Origin of the sequence: Brevundimonas sp. LM2 (assembly GCF_002002865.1) — a bacterium.
GTDB lineage: Bacteria > Pseudomonadota > Alphaproteobacteria > Caulobacterales > Caulobacteraceae > Brevundimonas.
In genome coordinates this window covers 2,126,313-2,143,094 of record NZ_CP019508.1, presented here as the reverse complement: position 1 = coordinate 2,143,094, position 16,782 = coordinate 2,126,313, and the positions used below count along the sequence as shown (strand labels likewise).

The following is a 16,782-nucleotide window of genomic DNA, read 5'->3' as shown; positions in this document are numbered from 1 at the left end:
CACCAGTCCCTAAGACCACCAGGGGCGGCTCCGACGGGGCCGCCCCTTTTCGTTCCGGACCATTCTGATGCTTGAGAAGACCTTCGATCCCACGGCCGCCGAGCCCCGTCTTTACGCCCAGTGGGAGGCGTCCGGTGCCTTCGCGCCCAAGACCGACGGCGCGGCCGAGGCCTATTCGATCGTCATCCCGCCGCCGAACGTGACCGGGTCGCTGCATATCGGCCATGCGCTGAACAACACGCTGCAGGACATCCTGGCCCGCTATCACCGGATGAAGGGCAAGGCCGTGCTGTGGCTGCCCGGCACGGACCACGCCGGCATCGCCACCCAGATGGTGGTGGAGCGGCAGCTGGCGGCGGCGGGCAACGTCGGCCGCCGCGACATGGGCCGCGAGGCCTTCGTGCAGAAGGTCTGGGACTGGAAGGCCGAGAGCGGCGGGACCATCGTCCAGCAGCTGCGGCGGCTGGGCGCGTCGTGCGACTGGAGCCGCGAGCGGTTCACCCTCGACGAGGGGCTGAACGCAGCGGTGCGCAAGGTCTTCGTGGAGCTGCACCAGGACGGCCTGATCTATCGCGACAAGCGGCTGGTCAACTGGGACCCGCAGTTCCAGACGGCGATCAGCGACCTGGAGGTCGAGCAGCGCGAGGTCGAGGGGGCCTACTGGCATTTCGCCTATCCGCTCGCCGACGGCGTCACCTATGAGCACCCGGTCGCCTTCGACGATGAAGGCACCGCGACCGAGTGGGAGACGCGCGACTTCATCGTCGTGGCGACGACCCGGCCGGAGACGATGTTGGGCGACACGGGCGTGGCCGTGCATCCTGACGATGCGCGCTATGCGGCGCTGGTCGGCAAGTTCGTGTCCCTGCCGATCGTCGGCCGGCGCATTCCGATCGTCGCCGACGACTACGCCGACCCGACCAAGGGCTCGGGCGCGGTGAAGATCACGCCCGCGCATGATTTCAATGACTTCGGCGTCGGAAAGCGTGCAGGACTTGAAGCCCTGAATGTCCTCGACGCCTTCGCCCGGATCACCCGCGCCGACACGCCCGACGTGCCCGCTGAGTACGACGGCCTGGACCGCTTCGCGGCGCGCAAGGCCATCGTCGCTCGCGCCGAGGCCGAGGGCTGGCTGCGCGAGATCGAGAAGACCAAGCACGTCGTGCCGCACGGCGACCGCTCCGGCGTCGTCATCGAGCCGTGGCTGACGGACCAGTGGTACGTCGACGCCCACACCCTGGCCCAGCCGGCGCTGAGGGCCGTGGAGCAGGGTGACACGGTGTTCGAGCCGAAGTCGTACGAGAAGATCTATTTCGAATGGCTGCGCAACATCGAGCCCTGGTGCATCAGCCGCCAGCTGTGGTGGGGTCACCGTATCCCCGTTTGGTATGGCCCGCGCCTCACCGAAACGGGTAACTTCAGCGTAGACGTCCAACGAAATGATCCTGTTTCAGGGATGACAAAAACGCCCCAACAGTTCGTCGCGGAAACGCCTGAGGAAGCACTTCAGCAGGCTCGAGAATACTACGGCCGAGACGTCGTCTTGATGGATGGGCCTGGCAACCAAGTGCATGAAATCTTACAGAGCGCCTTCGATAGGAGGGCGTCGGCCGTCGGTATCTGGCAAGACCCCGACGTCCTGGACACCTGGTTCTCCTCGGCCCTGTGGCCGTTCTCGACCATGGGCTGGCCGGAGAAAACCGACGACCTTGCCTGGTTCTATCCCACCAGCGACCTGGTCACGGCGGCGGACATCATCTTCTTCTGGGTCGCCCGGATGATGATGATGGGGCTGCACTTCATGGGCGAGGCCCCGTTCAAGCGCGTCATCATCAATGGCCTCGTCCGCGACGAGAAGGGCCAGAAGATGAGCAAGTCCAAGGGCAATGTGATCGATCCCCTGGTCATCATCGACGAACTGGGGGCCGATCCCCTGCGCTTCACCATGGCGATCCTGTCGGGCACGCGCGACATCAAGCTGAGCCGCCAGCGCATCGAGGGCTATCGCAACTTCGGCACCAAGCTGTGGAACGCCGCCCGCTTCAGCCAGATGAACGACTGCGCCCGGGTCGAGGGCTTCGATCCGTCAATGGTTGATCAGACCATCAACCGCTGGGTCCGGGGCGAACTGACCAAGGCCGAACGCCAGGTGTCCGACGCCATCGAGGGCGGCAGGTTCGACGACGCGGCCTCGTCCCTGTACCGGTTCGTCTGGAACGTCTTCTGCGACTGGTATCTGGAGCTGGCCAAGCCGGTCTTCCAAGGCTCGGACGAGGCCGCCAAGGCCGAGACCCGGGCCATGACGGCCTGGACGCTGGACCAGACGCTGAAGCTGCTCCACCCGGTCATGCCCTTCATCACCGAGGAGCTGTGGGCCGAGCTGGGCAATGAGGGCGCGGCCCGGGCCGAGCCCATGCTGATCGGGGCCGAATGGCCGGTGCTGCCGGACGGCTTCATCGATGCCGGGGCGGAGGCCGAGATCGGCTGGCTGGTCGATCTGGTGACCGACGTTCGGGCCCTGCGCGGCGAGATGAACGTGCCGCCCGGGGCCAAGCCGCCCCTGACCTTCGTCGCGCCGGATGGGGTGACGGCCGAGCGGGCGACGCGCCACCGCGACCTGATCCTGACCCTGGCGCGGGTGTCGGAGGCCACGACGGCCGAGGCGGCCCCGAGCGGGGCGGTGACCTTCGTGTCCGGCGGATCCGGCGTGGCCCTGTCCCTGGCCGGGATCATCGACCTGACGGCCGAACGCGCCCGTCTGACCAAGGACATCGCCGCCTTCGACAGCGACATCGGTCATTTCAACAAGAAGCTGGGCAATCCGAACTTCGTCGAGCGCGCGGCCGCGGCCGTGATCGAGGAACAGCGGGCCAAGCTGGCCGAGGCCGAGGCCGGCAAGGCGCGGCTGGAGGCGGCCCTGGAACGGCTCAGCGCCCTGTCATGAGCATGACCCGTCTGGACCAGCTGCTGGTCACGCGCGGCCTGGTCGACAGCCGGGCCCGGGCCAAGGCGGCGATCCAGGCCGGGGGCGCCACCGTCGACGGCGTGGTGATCACCAACGCCTCGCGCACCTTCGCCGACGACGCGGTGCTGGCCGTGGTCGAGGCGCACGATTGGGTCGGGCGCGGGGCTTTGAAGCTGGACCACGCCCTGACCCTGTGGCCGGTCGCGGTCGAGGGTCAGGTGGTGCTGGACGTCGGGGCCTCGACCGGGGGCTTCACCGAGGTTTGTCTGAAGCGCGGCGCGAAACGGGTGTTCGCGGTCGACGTCGGTTTCGGCCAGTTGCATCCCCGGATCGCCGACGATCTCCGCGTCGTCAGTCTGGAACGGACGGATGCCCGGACGCTGGACGAGACCATCATCACGGAGCCCCCGGGCCTGATCGTGTGCGACGCCAGCTTCATCGGCCTGGCCAAGGTCCTGCCGGTGGCGCTGGAGCTGGCAGAGCCTGGGGCCGACCTGATCGCCCTGGTCAAGCCGCAGTTCGAGGGCGAGGGCCCGTCGGCGATCGGCAAGAAGGGGATCGTCAAGGACCCCGAGGCCCATGCGGCGGCCGTGGCGGGCGTGTCGGACTGGCTGGCCGGGATCGGCTGGACCGTCCAGGGCACGACCGAAAGCCCGATCACCGGCGGGGACGGCAACGTCGAGTTCCTGCTGTGGGCGAAGAAGCCGTGACATCTCCCTCCCGCCTGTCGGGAGGGACGCCGAGCCGAAGGCGAGGCCGGGTGGGTCTGAAAGCGGGTGAGCCGGCTTCATACGGCCCCACCCGCGCTCGCTCTGCTCGCGGTCCCTCCCCATGAAGGGGAGGGAGAGAATAACAGCGCCACTTCAATCTCGGGCTCAAGCCGCAGGCGACTGCGTCGTGCGCGTCAGCCGCCAACCAGACAAGTGAAAGCCGCCGATGGATCACTCCACCAGCGGCTTCCGTCACGTCGTCGGTCGACAGGGGGGCTGAAAACTAACCGACGCCGCGATCTCTTTGACCGTTACCGGGGCAGCCAGCCGCGGCGGGGGTCGTAAACGTATCGGCCGTCGGGGCTGACCTGATAGCCATTCCCATAGGCACCCTGGCGGTTGTCGTAGCCGCGGTCGCTGTAGCCGCGGTCGCTATAGCCGCGCTGCTCATACCGGCCACCGCTGTAGGTGCGGTCGTCATAGCGTTCCTGACGGTCGTAATAGGTCGCCGGCGGGGCGTAGGTGGACCCGTGATAGCCCTGCGACGCGTAACCGTTGGACCGATAGTCCGAGCGGCAGTCGTCGTTGCTGGCGCGGCCGACCTGGGATCCGATGACGGCCCCGAGAACGCCGCCGATGATCGAGCCTTCGGTCCGGTTGCCGCGACCTGCTACCTGCGACCCTGCGACGGCTCCGATCCCGCCCCCGATCAAGGCACCCGCGCCGGTCCTGCCCTGACCCAGGGTCTGACAGCGATCCCGATAGCCGTTGCCGTAGCTCCGGTCGTAGCCGTAGCCCTGGTTGTAGCCCTGGCTCTGGTACTGACCCTGGTAGCCGTTGCCGTAGCCATAGGACTGGGCCGAAGCGGCGGCGGGCATCAGGGCGACCGCACCGACGAGGGCGGTCAGGGCGGCGGCGGAGGATTTGATCGAAACGGACATGGGGCGGACCCTCGTGGATGGAGACGCGGGGTGCGGCTCCGACTTGATGCCCCGGTTATGGGCCTGCGAACCTGAACGCCCTTTGAGTGGGTCGTTCATCTTCGTTCAGGTTTCGCGATGACGGCTGGCCCGTCTAGAAGGCGGCGATGACGACGACGCTGACGATTACCCGGATGGCCGGGCAGGGGGATGGGGTGGCCGAGGGCGAGGCCGGACCGGTCTTCGTGCCCCTGAGCCTGCCGGGCGAGACGGTGCGCGGCGAGGTCCGCGATGGGCGCATGGACGGTGCGGAGATCCTGCAGCCCAGCCCCGATCGGATCGCGCCGGTGTCGCCCCAGTACGGCGACTGCGGCGGCTGTTCCCTGCAGCACTGGGCCGCTGGGCCCTATCTGGCGTGGAAGCGCGATCAGGTCGTGGCCACCCTGGCCCGCGAGCGGATCGAGACCGAGGTCGAACCGACCGTGGCCGTGCCGCCCGGGACGCGCCGGCGGCTGGCCCTGCATGCGCGGCGGCTGGAGGACGGGCGGGTCGTGCTGGGATTCAAGGCACGCAAGTCCTGGCGGCTGGTCGAGGTCAACACCTGTCCGGTGGCCGATCCGCGGCTGGAGGCGACGTTCCCGCTGCTGGCCCGGCTGGCGGGGGCCTTTCTGGAGCATCCGAAATCGGCCCCGACCCTGCACGTGACCTGGACCCTGGACGGGCTGGACGTCGATGTCACCGGGGTGGAGCGACGCTCGGGCGGGCTGTCGGCGGACCGTCAGATGCAGGCCATCCGGGTGGCGGGGGAGGGCGATCTGGCCCGACTGAGTCTGGCCGGTGAGACCCTGGTTATGGCGCGCCAGCCGCGCGTCGCCTTTGGGCCCGCGACCGTGCCCCTTCCGGCGGGCGCTTTCCTGCAGGCCGTGCCGGAGGCTGAGGCCGCGATGACGTCGCGCGCGGTGGCGGCGGTGAAGGGGGCGAAGACGGTCGCCGACCTGTTCTGCGGGGCCGGCACCTTCACCTTTCCGCTGGCGACGGTGGCGCGGGTGATCGCGGCCGATGCCTCGGTGGCGGGGATCGCGGCGCTGAAGGTCGGGATCGGCTCCGCCAAGGGCATGAAGGCCATCGAGGCCCAGGCCCGCGACCTGTTCCGCCGGCCCCTGACGCCGTTCGACCTGAAGGCCTGCGAGGCCATCGTCTTCGACCCGCCGCGCGCCGGGGCGATCGAACAGACGGCCCAGATCGCGGCCAGCAAGGCCTCGGTCGTGGTCGGGGTCTCGTGCAACCCTCAGACCTTCGCCCGCGACGCCCGGGTGCTGATCGAGGCCGGCTTTCGGCTGGAGAGGGTGACGCCCGTCGACCAGTTCCTGTGGTCGGCCCACGTCGAACTGGTAGGCGTTTTCCGGCGCTGAGGCTCAGCCGCCCGCCAGGGCCGCTGAGACGCGCGCCTGATAGTCGGGCTGTTCGCCGACGTCGTTATGCCCGGCCTCCGGGAAGACCAGGGTCTCGACCGTATGGCCCCGCGCCCGCAAATCGCGGGCCAGGCGCTGGCTGAGGGCCGGCGGCAGGGTGTCGTCCTGCCCGGCTTCCAGCACCAGGATGCGGCCTTGATAGCCGTCCAGCGAGGCCGGCACGTCGACCGCCGCCAGGGCCGGGGCCATGTTCACCCGCAGAAGGGGGCGTGCCAGGCCGACCATCTCATCGACGGCGGCGCGGGCGGTCGGTGTGGTGGTCTCCAGCACCAGAGTCTCGGCATTGACCTCATTGGCGATGGCGGCGCACACGACACCGCCCAGGGAATGACCCCAGGCGATCAGGGGGCGTCCCTCGGCATCGGCACGGGCGCGGGCCTCCTGGGCCACCACCCGCCCGACCGCGTCGAAGCCGGCGAAGTCCGCCTTGCCGGCGGTCTCGCCATAGCCGGGATAGTCGAACATCAGCACGTCGCCGAACGGGCTGAGATCGCGCGCCGCCGCGGCCCCGCCACTGGATCGCCGAAACAGATTGCCACCGCAGAACAAGATCAGGGGCCGAGGCGCTTCGCTGACGTGCACCCGCGTCACGCCGATCGGACCGGCCGCATAGGCGAGAGTCAGCTTCTCCGACCCCTCGGGCGGTGGGGCCGAGGGCAGCTCCATATGCTCGGCCTCAACCCGGGTATCCGGGAAGAAGAAGTTATCCTCCGGGATGTCGAGCGAAATACAGCCTCCCAGCCCCAGCAGGAGCGCGACAGCAGCAGAATACAGACTGGACTTCGGCATGGCTAAGCTTCCGGTTCGCACCGGATAGATCAGAACGCCAGATTTCTGTCCAGTCGCGGCCCCTGATTCACCGAAGGCCCGAGGCGGCAGCGGCGGTCAGTCCTCGAGACGGGCCTGGTCCAGCACCCGCGCCAGCCGCTCGCGTTCTGCCCTGGCCAGGGCGCGCTCGGATTTCGTGAGGCCGTGGCTCACCCGGTTGGCAGCGGCCGTCGCCTGGTCTGTGGCCCGGGCGCGGGCCTTCCGCACGGATTTAAGGTTGACGATGTCGGCCATAGGGTCGGTCCGGTGGGCGGGATCGGCGATCGGGGAGTCAAGGGCAGGGCGCGGACCGCGTCAAGTCAGGGCAACCCCGCCGCCGCGTCGGCGTTTGGCTTTCTCACCCAGACAGGAGACCACCCCATGGTAGACGTGACGCTCATCAAGGAACATTTCGAAGTCGTCGGTTCGGACGGCGGCCACGTCGGTCGCGTCGACCACGTGCTGGGCGATCAGATCGAACTGGCCAAGCTGGATCTGGCCGGCGGGTTCAAGCACCACATGATCCCGATCAGCTGGGTCGAGTCCGTGGACGACGACAAGGTCCGCCTGTCGCTGACCAAGGATCAGGCCAAGGACCAGTGGTCCGAGAAGCCCTCCGACCACTAACACCGTCAAAGGTGGATGCGAATTCATGGAGGCCCCGCTGCTATCAGCGGGGCCTTTGGCCTATCTAGGGTCTGTCGGTACGGAGCCGACGGGGAGACACGCGCGTGATCAGACTGATCCTGAACATCCTGTGGTTCATCTTCGGTGGCTGGATCAGCGGCCTGCTGTGGCTGCTCGGCGGCGCGATCCTGGCGATCACCATCGTCGGCCTGCCCTGGACCTTCGCCGCGTGGCGGATCGCGAGCTACTCCTTCTGGCCGTTCGGACGAGAGGTCGTCTGGCGCGAGCCGGAGTCGACCGAGCTGGGGTCAGGCTGTTTCGGCATCGGCCTGAACGTCATCTGGTTCGTCTTCGCCGGATGGTACATCGCCCTGTCGCACGTGATCATCGCCGTGGCCGAGGCCATCACCATCATCGGCATCCCCTTCGCCATCAAGGATCTGGAACTGGCCAAACTGGCCCTGGCCCCGATCGGGCGGACCATCCGCGACAAGCCCTGAGCCGTCGCCAAACTGTGACTGGAAGCGCGGGGCAAGACTGATAACGTCGATTTCTCACGGTCGTTCGCCCATGCGGATGGCGGAAGAGCAGCGGCGGAGCGCGGACCATGGCGACCATCCTGACGGCGGACGGCACGGAAATCTTCTACCGGGACTGGGGCAGCGGTCAGCCGATCGTCTTCCACCACGGCTGGCCGCTGAGCGGGGACGACTGGGACGCCCAGATGCTGTTCTTCCTCGGTCAGGGCTATCGTGTCATCGCCCACGACCGGCGCGGGCATGGCCGCTCGGGCGAGAGCTTCGACGGCAATGAGATGGACACCTATGCCGCCGACGTCGCGGCCTTGGCGGCGCATCTCGACCTGCGCGATGCGATCCACGTCGGCCATTCGACCGGCGGCGGCGAGGTCGCGCGATACGTGGCGCGGCACGGGGCCGGACGCGTGGCCAAGGCCGTCCTGATCGGGGCGGTGCCGCCGATCATGCTGAAGACCGAACAGAACCCCGGTGGTCTGCCGATCGAGGTGTTCGACGGCTTTCGCGCCGCTCTGGCCGCCAACCGCTCAGTCTTCTATCGCGACGTCGCTGGCGGGCCCTTTTATGGCTTCAACCGGCCGGGGGCCAAGGTGCTGGAGCCCGTGATCGACAACTGGTGGCGGCAGGGCATGGCCGGCTCGGCCAAGTCCCACTACGACTGTATCAAGGCCTTCTCAGAAACCGACTTCACCGAGGACCTGACGTCCATCGACGTGCCGGTTCTGGTCCTGCACGGCGAGGACGACCAGATCGTGCCGATCGATGATTCCGCCCGGATCGCCATCACCCTGTTGAAGCACGGCACACTGAAGACCTATCCGAGCCTACCCCACGGCATGTGCACGACCGACGCCGAGACAATCAACGCCGACCTGCTGGCCTTCTTCAAGGCGTAGGCCGGACGATCAGTCGGGCTTCAGCAGCACCTCCAGCATCATCTCGCGCCGGGTCAGGAAGTTGCGGGTGACCTGATAGTGGTCGGTGTCCTCGTAGGCGACGCGCTCGAAGCCAAACTCGGACGCCTGATAGATCCAGGCGTTCGGGTAACCCAGCAGGATCGGCGGCAAGGCTGTCATTGACGAGCGGAGCCACTACGGCGTCATCGAAGCCGACGATCAGGTGGGACGACAGGACGACGACGTACGGCGCGAAGCGTCGTGCTTCCGCTGACGGGTTCTCGTAAACGTCGAACTGACGCACTCACCAGGTTCGAAGGTAGTCGGACAGAACGCCCCTTTCGGCGATGCGGCGATTGTGATCCTTGATCGCCTCAGCGTTCTCTTCGGCCCAGCGTTTCGCGCGCGCTTCGGCACCGGCCGGATCGACCTTTTGCAGGTGAAGACGCAGGGCGCGTTCGTCCATGCCGGCAATGGAGATGCCAAGCCGCTGGGCTTGTTCGACCAGCTCCGGATCGATGCCGATGTTCAGTTCGACCTTGCCCATGGCGTCAGCCTAACCTCGAACATTGGCACCGCCAAGTTTACCCCGGCGAGATCATCTTCTCCGGCCGCACCGCCTCGTCGAACTCGGCGTCGGTCAGATAGCCGCCGCCGACGGCTTCCTCGCGCAGGGTGGTGCCGTTCTTGTGCGCGGTCTTGGCGATCTTGGCGCAGGCGTCGTAGCCCAGCTTGCCGTTCAGGGCGGTGACCAGCATCAGGGAGTTGTTCAGGCCGCGTTCGATGTTGTCGATGCGGGGCTCGATGCCGACGACGCAGTTCTCGGTGAAGCTGACGGCCGCGTCGGCCACCAGCCGGACCGACTGCAGGAAGTTGTAGGCCATCACCGGGTTGAAGACGTTCAGCTCGAAATGCCCTTGCGATCCCGCGAAGGTGATGGCGGCGTTGTTGCCGAACACCTGGACGCAGACCTGGGTCAGGGCCTCGCACTGGGTCGGGTTGACCTTGCCAGGCATGATCGACGAGCCCGGCTCGTTCTCCGGCAGGGCCAGTTCGCCGAGGCCGGAGCGCGGACCGGAGCCCAGGAAGCGGATGTCGTTGGCGATCTTGAACAGAGAGGCGGCGACGGTGTTGATGGCCCCGTGGCTCATGACCATGGCGTCGTGGGCGGCCAGGGCCTCGAACTTGTTGGGGGCGGTCGTGAAGCTCAGGCCGGTGATGGCGGCGATCCGGTCGGCCACGCCCTCGGCGAAGCCCACGGGCGCGTTCAGGCCGGTGCCGACGGCGGTGCCGCCCTGGGCCAATTGCATCAGGTCGGGCAGGGTCGACTGAATCCGTTCGATGCCCTTGGTGACTTGCTGAACATAGCCCGAGAATTCCTGGCCGAGCGTCAGGGGGGTGGCGTCCTGGGTGTGGGTGCGACCGATCTTGATGATGCCCTTCCAGGCCTCGGCCTTGTCGTTCAGGGCGTTGCGCAGTTGCTGCAGGGCCGGCAGCAGGCGGTGGACCACCTCCTCGGCGCAGGCGACGTGCATCGCCGTGGGATAGGTGTCGTTGGACGACTGGCTCATGTTGACGTGGTCGTTGGGATGGACCGGCGTCTTGGACCCCATGGCCCCGCCCAGCATCTCGATGGCGCGGTTCGAGATGACCTCATTGGCGTTCATGTTCGACTGGGTGCCCGAGCCGGTCTGCCAGACCACCAGGGGGAAATGGTCGTTCAGCTTGCCCTCGATGACCTCATTGGCCGCCGCGACGATGGTGTTGCCGATGGCGGGGTCCAGCCGACCCAGCGCCATATTGGTCTCGGCGGCCGCGCGCTTGACGATGCCCAGGGCGCGCACGATCGGCAGGGGCTGTCTCTCCCAGCCGATCTTGAAGTTGCCAAGGCTGCGCTGCGCCTGGGCTCCCCAATAGCGATCGGCCGCGACCTCGATGGGGCCGAAGGTGTCGGTTTCGGTGCGGACGTCGGTCATGTCTCGGAAGCTCTTCTGGACGTGGCGGGGAGATGCGCGCGGGTGTAGCACCTGTCCGGCGCGGAGCAAGAACGGGAGACGGCGATGATCGGCATGGCGATGGTGATGGCGGCGGGACTGGTCGCGCCCGATGTGCAGATGCCGCCTGTCTATGCCCGGATCCTGACGGATCAGGGGGAGATCACCCTGTCCCTGGATGCGGAACATGCACCGGTCTCGACCTGCAACTTCGTCCGCTACGTTCAGGCCGGACGCTATGAGGGCGCGCGGTTCTTCCGGACCGTCGTGCGGGAGACGAACGACAACCCCCATCCGATCGACGTCATCCAGGCGGAGACGACGGCGGGCAGCGACGATCCGGGGTTCGGTCCGATTCGGCTGGAGCGGACGCGGGACACCGGTCTGCGCCATCTGGCCGGCACGATCTCGATGGCGCGCGACGGCCCCGACACGGCCACGTCCAGCTTCTTCATCGTGACCCGAGACACGCCGGCGCTCGATTTCGGCGGCGGTCGAAATCCCGACGGCCAGGGGTTCGCCGTCTTCGGCCAGGTCGTTCAGGGGCTGGAGCTGGTCCGCGCCATCCAGCGCCAGCCGGCCGTCGACGAACAACTGGCCACGCCGGTGCCGATTGCGAACATCGAGCTGCGCAGCCCTGTCCCCGCGTCGTGCGAGGCCCCGAGCACCGAGGCCGAATGACTGGCGACTGGGTCATTTCCGGCAAGGTCCGGGCGCGCGAGGAGGGGGAGGCGGTCGTCATCATGATCGACGGCCTGACCACCCAGGCCAAATACTACAAGCCGCTGGTCTATGAGTTCTTCCGCAAGGAATGGCGCGGCTCCCGGCCGGCCTACGGCGACTATGTCGTCGAGATCGTCATGGAGCACATCGGCGAGCCGCCGTGGATGGATCTGGACAACCTGGCCAAGGCCTTGCTGGACGCCATCAAGGGCTATCTGTTCCATGACGACGCCCAGGTGGCGCGCCTGCTGGTCGAGCGTCGCGAGGGCGAGCGCGAGCGGATCACGATCCGCACCTATCCCCGCAAGGCCTAACCGGGCGGACGGTTGAAGCGCAGGGTCGGGAGCAGCAGCTGCATGTTCGCGCCGATAGAGACCTGGGGCTCGGAAGCGGGGGTCAGGCCCTCGGCCGATTCGCGAGCCTTGACGCAGGTGCGGGTCGCGTTGGCCAGGGCGATGAAGTCGCCGGCCGTGGGCAGGCTCTGGATCACGCAGCCATCGAAATAGGGATAGACGGCGTCCTCGCTGCACCCGAACGACGAACGGTCCCGGCGGGCGGCGGTCAGGATCATCCGGTTGGGGCCGGACAACGCGTCTAGGAAGACGCCGGAGAAACAGGCGGAAACGACCACCACCGTCGGCCGCCGACCGCAGGCGTCGCGGACGAGGCGGGCCATGGTCGTGGGAGTCATCTGCGACGCGAGCCCGAAGTTGATCCCCTGCGGAGAGCCGTGGGAGCTGAAGTAGAGGAGACAGCCGCGGGTCGCCCTGGACGCTGTCGCGACGATGCCGGCGACCGCGGCCTCGGGCGTCGTGACTGGATCGGCGTCCGGGCGCAGCGTGTAGTCGACCATGTCGGCGCGGGAGAACCCCGCGGCCAGGAACCCGGCCGTCAGGTCTCGCCGGGCGTTGTCGAAGGCCTGGATCGGCCGGCCGTCGCTGGTGCGCCAATCGGCGGCGACGATGGCGGAGGCCCAGCCGTCGAAACGGCTCTGCGCCGCTGCCGGCGACGCGCCCAACCAGACGAGAAGAACGATTAGAGCCGCGCGCGCCAAACGGTACCTCCTTCGGGCTGTCGACAGCTTAGCGAAGGGCCGTGGGGCGGCCAGCCTATTTCTTGCGGAACTGGTCCAGGGAGACGACCTTGGGACCGTCGTCGCCCGAAGTGGACGGGTCGGGACGCTTCGGCGCGGGCAGTTCGGCGACCGGCTCGGCCACGGGCTCGGGAGCCTCGAACTGGAGCAGGAACTGGACGCTGGGATCGTAGAAGCGGGTGACGGCCGTATAGGGCACGGTCAGGACCTTCGGCATGCCGCCGAACTTCAGCATGACCGAGAACAGCTCGGGCTCGACGGCCAGATCCCAATACTGGTGCTGAAGCACCACGGTCATCTCGTCGGGATATTTCGCGACGACGTCCGGCGGGACCGTGACCCCCGGCGCGCGGGTCTTGAACGTCACGTAGAAATGGTGGGCCCCCGGAATCCCTCCGGGACTGGCGGCGCGTTCGAGCGCGGCACGGATCACCCCGCGCAGGGCATCCTGCGCCAGCTTCTCGTACTGCATCTCATCGATCGGCGGCGCGTCTTCAGCCATGGAAACCCTCACTCGCGCGACAGATAGCCGGGCCGGACGATGCACGGAAGATGGCAAATTGAAGGAAAGTGCCGGGATTCTGTTGCCAGGCTCCCGACAGGCCCCGCCCGAGGATCTGAACCCCCGGGACTTAAGTCACGAAATCAACCGAACCGCATTACGCGGCGAGGCGGACTTCTCCAGCGAAGTTATCGTTCGCAGTTAGAAAATGGCCCGATACGGTGGGCCAGGACGAGCGAAAGCAGTCTTCTTTACACGTCCGTCGATGCTAGTCGGCCCCATACGCTTCCGCCGATAACGCGGGAGAAGAATGGTGGAGCCGCCGGGAATCGCACCCGGGTCCGGTCCGCTTATTACAAGCGCGTTTATCGCCATATCCGGAGCAAGCCCCGGCAAGGACCAATATAGGCTCGGACGGCCTTGCATCCAAGGCACGAAGTGAAGTCTGTTTCCCAGCGAGGGGGATCAAGGCATGGAGACCGACGACAGGCTTCAGATCGCGGCCGGATTCGCCACGGCCCAGGGGCCGCGGAAGGACAACCAGGACTTCGGCGCCGTCCACATCGGCCCCCCCTCGGAGCAGGCGCTGCACGGGATGGTCGCCCTGGTCGCCGACGGGGTCTCCGGCTCCAAGGCCGGGCGGGTGGCGTCCGAGCTGGCCGGGCGCAGCTTCATCGACGCCTACGTCGACCAGAACCCGCTGAAGGGCGTGGCGGCTGCCGGGATCGGGGCCCTGTCGGGCTATAACCGCTGGCTGCACGCCAAGGGGCGGTCGGACCCCGACATGACCGGGGCGGCGACCACGTTCACGGCGCTGGTGATGCGGGGGCGCGAGGCGACGGCCCTGCATGTCGGGGACAGTCGCGCCTGGCATTTCCGCGACGGCGCCCTGACCCAACTGACCGAAGACCACGTGCTGAGCCAGCCGGGTCTCAGCCACGTGCTGTACCGCGCCGTCGGCATCGAGCCGGACCTGCGGCTGGATACTCGCGCCGTGCCGCTGAAGGCGCACGACCGGCTGTTGCTGACCACGGACGGAGTCCACGGCGTGGTGCCGGAGGCGGCGCTGATTCGGCTGTTGGGGCGTCGAGCCTCGCCCGAGGCGGACGCCCAGGCCATCGTCGATGCCGCCACGGCGGCGGGCACGCACGACAACGCGACTGCCATCCTCATCGACGTCATCCGGATAGGGGCGGTCGATCAGGACGCGATCGGGGCCGAGGCGGCGGGCCTGCCGATCCTGCCGGCCCCCAAGGTCGGTGAGATCGTCGATCATTTCCGCCTGGAGCGGCTGCTGTCGGATGGCAAATACACCCGGGTCTTCGTCGCCCGCGACGCCGACGGCGGGCCGCCCGTGGTGCTGAAGTTTCCCAAGCCGAAACTGCTGTCCGAAAGCGGGGCGCGCGGGGCCTTCCTGCGCGAAAGCTTCATCGGACGGCGGATCGACAGCCCGTTCGTCGGCAAGACCCTGACCCTGGATTCGGGGCGTCAAAGCCGGCTCTACATCGCCCAGCCCCTGTATGTCGGCCGGACCCTTCATGCCCGAATCGCCGAGGCCACGTTCCAGATCCCCGAGGGGGTCGATCTGTCGATCCGGCTCGCGCGCGGGGTCGCCGCCCTCCATCGGCTGGGCGTGACCCATCGCGACATCAAGCCTGACAATGTCATCCTGGAAGCGAACGGCGGGGTGAAGCTGATCGACCTCGGGGTGGCGCGCCTGCCGCGGATCGAGGAGTTCGCCGAGGCCGAGGCCCCGGGGACGCCGGGCTATAAGGCCCCGGAGATGTTCGCGGGCAATGCCGGTGACGCCCTGGCCGACCAATATGCCCTGGGCGTGACGCTGTACCGGCTGTTCACCGGCGACTATCCCAGCGGACAGGAGACGGATTTTAACCGCATCCGTTTCGACAAGCCGACTCGTCCGACGACCCACCGGCCCGACATGCCCGCCTGGCTGGAGGCGGCGATAATGCGGACGCTGGCCGTCGATCCGGCCGACCGGTTCGCCGACGTCGAGGAGCTGATCCACGTGCTGGAGGGGGGCAGCGCGCAGGCGGTGCCGCTTCGGCGCGACCTGTCGCTGATGGAGCGCGAGCCCGTGCGGTTCTGGCAGGGGGTCAGCGCGGTGCTGCTGGTCCTGCTGCTGGTGTCGTGGATGGTGCGCTGAGGGGGACGACGACGGCCGTCCCCCTCGGGCGCGCGGATCAGCCGCGCGACTGGATCGGCACGTAGTCGCGCTGGGTCGGGCCCGTGTACAGCTGACGCGGACGACCGATTTTCTGCGCCGGATCGGCCAGCATCTCTTCCCACTGGGCGATCCAGCCGACGGTGCGGGCCAGGGCGAACAGCACGGTGAACATCGAGGTCGGGAAGCCCATCGCCGACAGGGTGATGCCCGAATAGAAGTCGACGTTGGGGAACAGCTTGCGCTCGATGAAATATTCGTCGTTCAGCGCGATGCGCTCCAGTTCCTTGGCGACCTGGAACAGGGGGTCGTTCTTGTCGCCGACCAGCTCCAGGATCTCGTCCGCCGATTCCTTCATCACCGTGGCCCGGGGATCGTAGTTCTTATAGACCCGGTGGCCGAAGCCCATCAGCTTGTATTTCTTGGCCTTCACGCCCTCGATGAACTCGGGGATCTTATCGGGCGTGCCGATCTCCTTCAGCATCGTCAGAGCCTCTTCATTGGCCCCACCGTGCGACGGGCCCCACAGGCAGGCGATGCCGGCGGCGATACAGGCGAACGGGTTGGCACCCGACGAGCCGGCCAGACGCACGGTCGAGGTCGAGGCGTTCTGCTCGTGGTCGGCGTGCAGGGTGAAGATCCGGTCCATGGCCTTCGCCATCTTGGGATCGACGACGTAGTCCTCGGCCGGCACGGCGAAGCACATGCGCAGGAAGTTCTCGGCGTAGTTCAGGTCATTGCGGGGCGACACGAAGGGCTGGCCGATGTGATATTTATAGGCCCGGGCGGCGATCGTCGGCATCTTGGCGATCAGGCGGATAGCTGAGATGTCGCGCTGTACCGGATCATGGATGTCCAGGCTGTCGTGGTAGAAGGCCGACAGGGCCCCGACGGCACCGACCATGATCGCCATCGGGTGGGCGTCGCGGCGGAAGCCGTCGAAGAAGCGGTCGAACTGGGCGTGCAGCATGGTGTGGCGCGTGACCACGTTCTCGAATGCCTCGTATTCGGCTGCGGTCGGCAGTTCACCCTTCAGCAGCAGGTGGCAAACCTCGATGAAATTCGACTGGGAGGCCAGCTGTCCGATCGGATAGCCGCGGTGAAGAAGCACGCCCGCGTCGCCGTCGATGAACGTGATGGCGCTCTCGCAGGCGGCCGTGGAGGTGAAGCCCGGGTCGAAAGTGAAGGCGTCGGTGGCGGCGTACAGCTTCCGGATGTCGATGACGTTGGGACCGGTGGAACCCGCCAGCACGGGCAGGTCGACCGATTTGTCGCCATAGGTCAGGGTCGCCGAGCCGGCGGAGTTGGAAGCTTCAGTCATCAGGCGCCCTTGCGAAGGTGTTCGGACCGGA

General features: G+C 67.4%; 18 protein-coding genes and 1 other RNA gene. 9 read left to right on the top strand and 10 right to left on the bottom strand.

What is annotated here, in order from left to right; translation table 11 throughout:
- Positions 1–67 precede the first annotated feature (67 nt).
- The gene (locus BZG35_RS10550; protein WP_077355612.1) at positions 68–2,944 is read left to right on the top strand and encodes a valine--tRNA ligase; all 2,877 of its coding nucleotides are present in this window, start codon (positions 68–70) and stop codon (positions 2,942–2,944) included.
- A complete protein-coding gene (locus BZG35_RS10545) occupies positions 2,941–3,675 on the top strand; it encodes a TlyA family RNA methyltransferase (protein WP_077355611.1) in 735 nt (244 codons plus the stop codon). Before BZG35_RS10550 ends, BZG35_RS10545 begins: the two co-directional genes overlap by 4 nt.
- Positions 3,676–3,986: 311 nt before the next feature.
- On the opposite strand, the gene BZG35_RS10540 is transcribed toward BZG35_RS10545, so the two are convergent.
- Entirely contained in the window at positions 3,987–4,616 is a 630-nt protein-coding gene (locus BZG35_RS10540) for a glycine zipper 2TM domain-containing protein (RefSeq protein WP_150126006.1), read from the bottom strand.
- Positions 4,617–4,762: 146 nt separating this feature from the next.
- Here BZG35_RS10540 and BZG35_RS10535 point away from each other — a divergent pair, with 146 nt between their 5' ends.
- On the top strand, positions 4,763–6,007 hold the full coding sequence (locus BZG35_RS10535; protein WP_077355610.1) for a class I SAM-dependent RNA methyltransferase: 1,245 nt from the start codon (positions 4,763–4,765) through the stop codon (positions 6,005–6,007).
- Between the two features lie 3 nt (positions 6,008–6,010).
- Here the strand turns inward: BZG35_RS10535 and BZG35_RS10530 are convergent, their stop codons facing one another.
- On the bottom strand, positions 6,011–6,856 hold the full coding sequence (locus tag BZG35_RS10530) for a S9 family peptidase (protein WP_077355609.1): 846 nt from the start codon (positions 6,854–6,856) through the stop codon (positions 6,011–6,013).
- A gap of 96 nt (positions 6,857–6,952) precedes the next feature.
- A complete protein-coding gene (locus tag BZG35_RS10525; RefSeq protein WP_077355608.1) occupies positions 6,953–7,129 on the bottom strand; it encodes a DUF4169 family protein in 177 nt (58 codons plus the stop codon).
- Between the two features lie 126 nt (positions 7,130–7,255).
- Here BZG35_RS10525 and BZG35_RS10520 point away from each other — a divergent pair, with 126 nt between their 5' ends.
- The 3 genes from BZG35_RS10520 to BZG35_RS10510 all read left to right on the top strand — a co-directional run bounded on the left by BZG35_RS10520 (position 7,256) and on the right by BZG35_RS10510 (position 8,933).
- Positions 7,256–7,501, top strand: coding sequence for a DUF2171 domain-containing protein (locus BZG35_RS10520; RefSeq protein ID WP_077355607.1), 246 nt, complete (start codon positions 7,256–7,258; stop codon positions 7,499–7,501).
- A 104-nt stretch (positions 7,502–7,605) separates the two neighbouring features.
- Positions 7,606–8,001, top strand: a complete 396-nt coding sequence (locus BZG35_RS10515) for a YccF domain-containing protein (protein WP_077355606.1) — start codon at positions 7,606–7,608, stop codon at positions 7,999–8,001.
- A 107-nt stretch (positions 8,002–8,108) separates the two neighbouring features.
- Positions 8,109–8,933 (top strand): alpha/beta fold hydrolase, encoded by an 825-nt coding sequence (locus BZG35_RS10510; RefSeq protein WP_077355605.1) that lies wholly within the window; start codon positions 8,109–8,111, stop codon positions 8,931–8,933.
- 9 nt (positions 8,934–8,942) lie between these two features.
- Here BZG35_RS10510 and BZG35_RS18220 read toward each other — a convergent pair whose 3' ends face one another.
- The 3 genes from BZG35_RS18220 to fumC all read right to left on the bottom strand — a co-directional run bounded on the left by BZG35_RS18220 (position 8,943) and on the right by fumC (position 10,909).
- Positions 8,943–9,113 carry a hypothetical protein gene (locus BZG35_RS18220; protein WP_253189147.1) on the bottom strand — a complete coding sequence of 57 codons (171 nt, stop codon included), beginning with the start codon at positions 9,111–9,113 and terminating at the stop codon, positions 8,943–8,945.
- A 124-nt stretch (positions 9,114–9,237) separates the two neighbouring features.
- Positions 9,238–9,480: a type II toxin-antitoxin system CcdA family antitoxin gene (locus BZG35_RS10500; RefSeq protein ID WP_077355603.1), complete on the bottom strand. Its 243-nt coding sequence runs from the start codon at positions 9,478–9,480 to the stop codon at positions 9,238–9,240.
- Positions 9,481–9,517: 37 nt separating this feature from the next.
- A complete protein-coding gene (gene fumC / locus BZG35_RS10495; protein ID WP_077355602.1) occupies positions 9,518–10,909 on the bottom strand; it encodes a class II fumarate hydratase in 1,392 nt (463 codons plus the stop codon).
- An 84-nt stretch (positions 10,910–10,993) separates the two neighbouring features.
- Here fumC and BZG35_RS10490 point away from each other — a divergent pair, with 84 nt between their 5' ends.
- Entirely contained in the window at positions 10,994–11,608 is a 615-nt protein-coding gene (locus BZG35_RS10490; protein WP_077355601.1) for a peptidylprolyl isomerase, read from the top strand.
- Positions 11,605–11,964 carry a RusA family crossover junction endodeoxyribonuclease gene (locus BZG35_RS10485; RefSeq protein WP_077355600.1) on the top strand — a complete coding sequence of 120 codons (360 nt, stop codon included), beginning with the start codon at positions 11,605–11,607 and terminating at the stop codon, positions 11,962–11,964. The genes BZG35_RS10490 and BZG35_RS10485 overlap by 4 nt, the downstream gene beginning before the upstream one ends.
- Here BZG35_RS10485 and BZG35_RS10480 read toward each other — a convergent pair.
- From BZG35_RS10480 to ssrA, 3 genes are all read right to left on the bottom strand, one after another.
- Positions 11,961–12,704, bottom strand: a complete 744-nt coding sequence (locus BZG35_RS10480) for a C13 family peptidase (RefSeq protein ID WP_077355599.1) — start codon at positions 12,702–12,704, stop codon at positions 11,961–11,963. The two genes, BZG35_RS10485 and BZG35_RS10480, sit on opposite strands and share 4 nt — an antisense overlap.
- 55 nt (positions 12,705–12,759) lie before the next feature.
- Complete coding sequence (locus tag BZG35_RS10475; RefSeq protein ID WP_077355598.1) at positions 12,760–13,245, bottom strand: SspB family protein; 486 nt, start codon at positions 13,243–13,245, stop codon at positions 12,760–12,762.
- A gap of 67 nt (positions 13,246–13,312) precedes the next feature.
- Positions 13,313–13,679: a transfer-messenger RNA gene (gene ssrA, locus BZG35_RS10470) on the bottom strand.
- A 38-nt stretch (positions 13,680–13,717) separates the two neighbouring features.
- Between ssrA and BZG35_RS10465 the strand changes: the two genes are divergently transcribed.
- The gene (locus tag BZG35_RS10465; RefSeq protein WP_077355597.1) at positions 13,718–15,412 is read left to right on the top strand and encodes a bifunctional protein-serine/threonine kinase/phosphatase; all 1,695 of its coding nucleotides are present in this window, start codon (positions 13,718–13,720) and stop codon (positions 15,410–15,412) included.
- Between the two features lie 37 nt (positions 15,413–15,449).
- On the opposite strand, the gene gltA is transcribed toward BZG35_RS10465, so the two are convergent.
- The gene (gltA, locus tag BZG35_RS10460) at positions 15,450–16,751 is read right to left on the bottom strand and encodes a citrate synthase (protein ID WP_077355596.1); all 1,302 of its coding nucleotides are present in this window, start codon (positions 16,749–16,751) and stop codon (positions 15,450–15,452) included.
- Between the last annotated feature and the right edge of the window lie 31 nt (positions 16,752–16,782).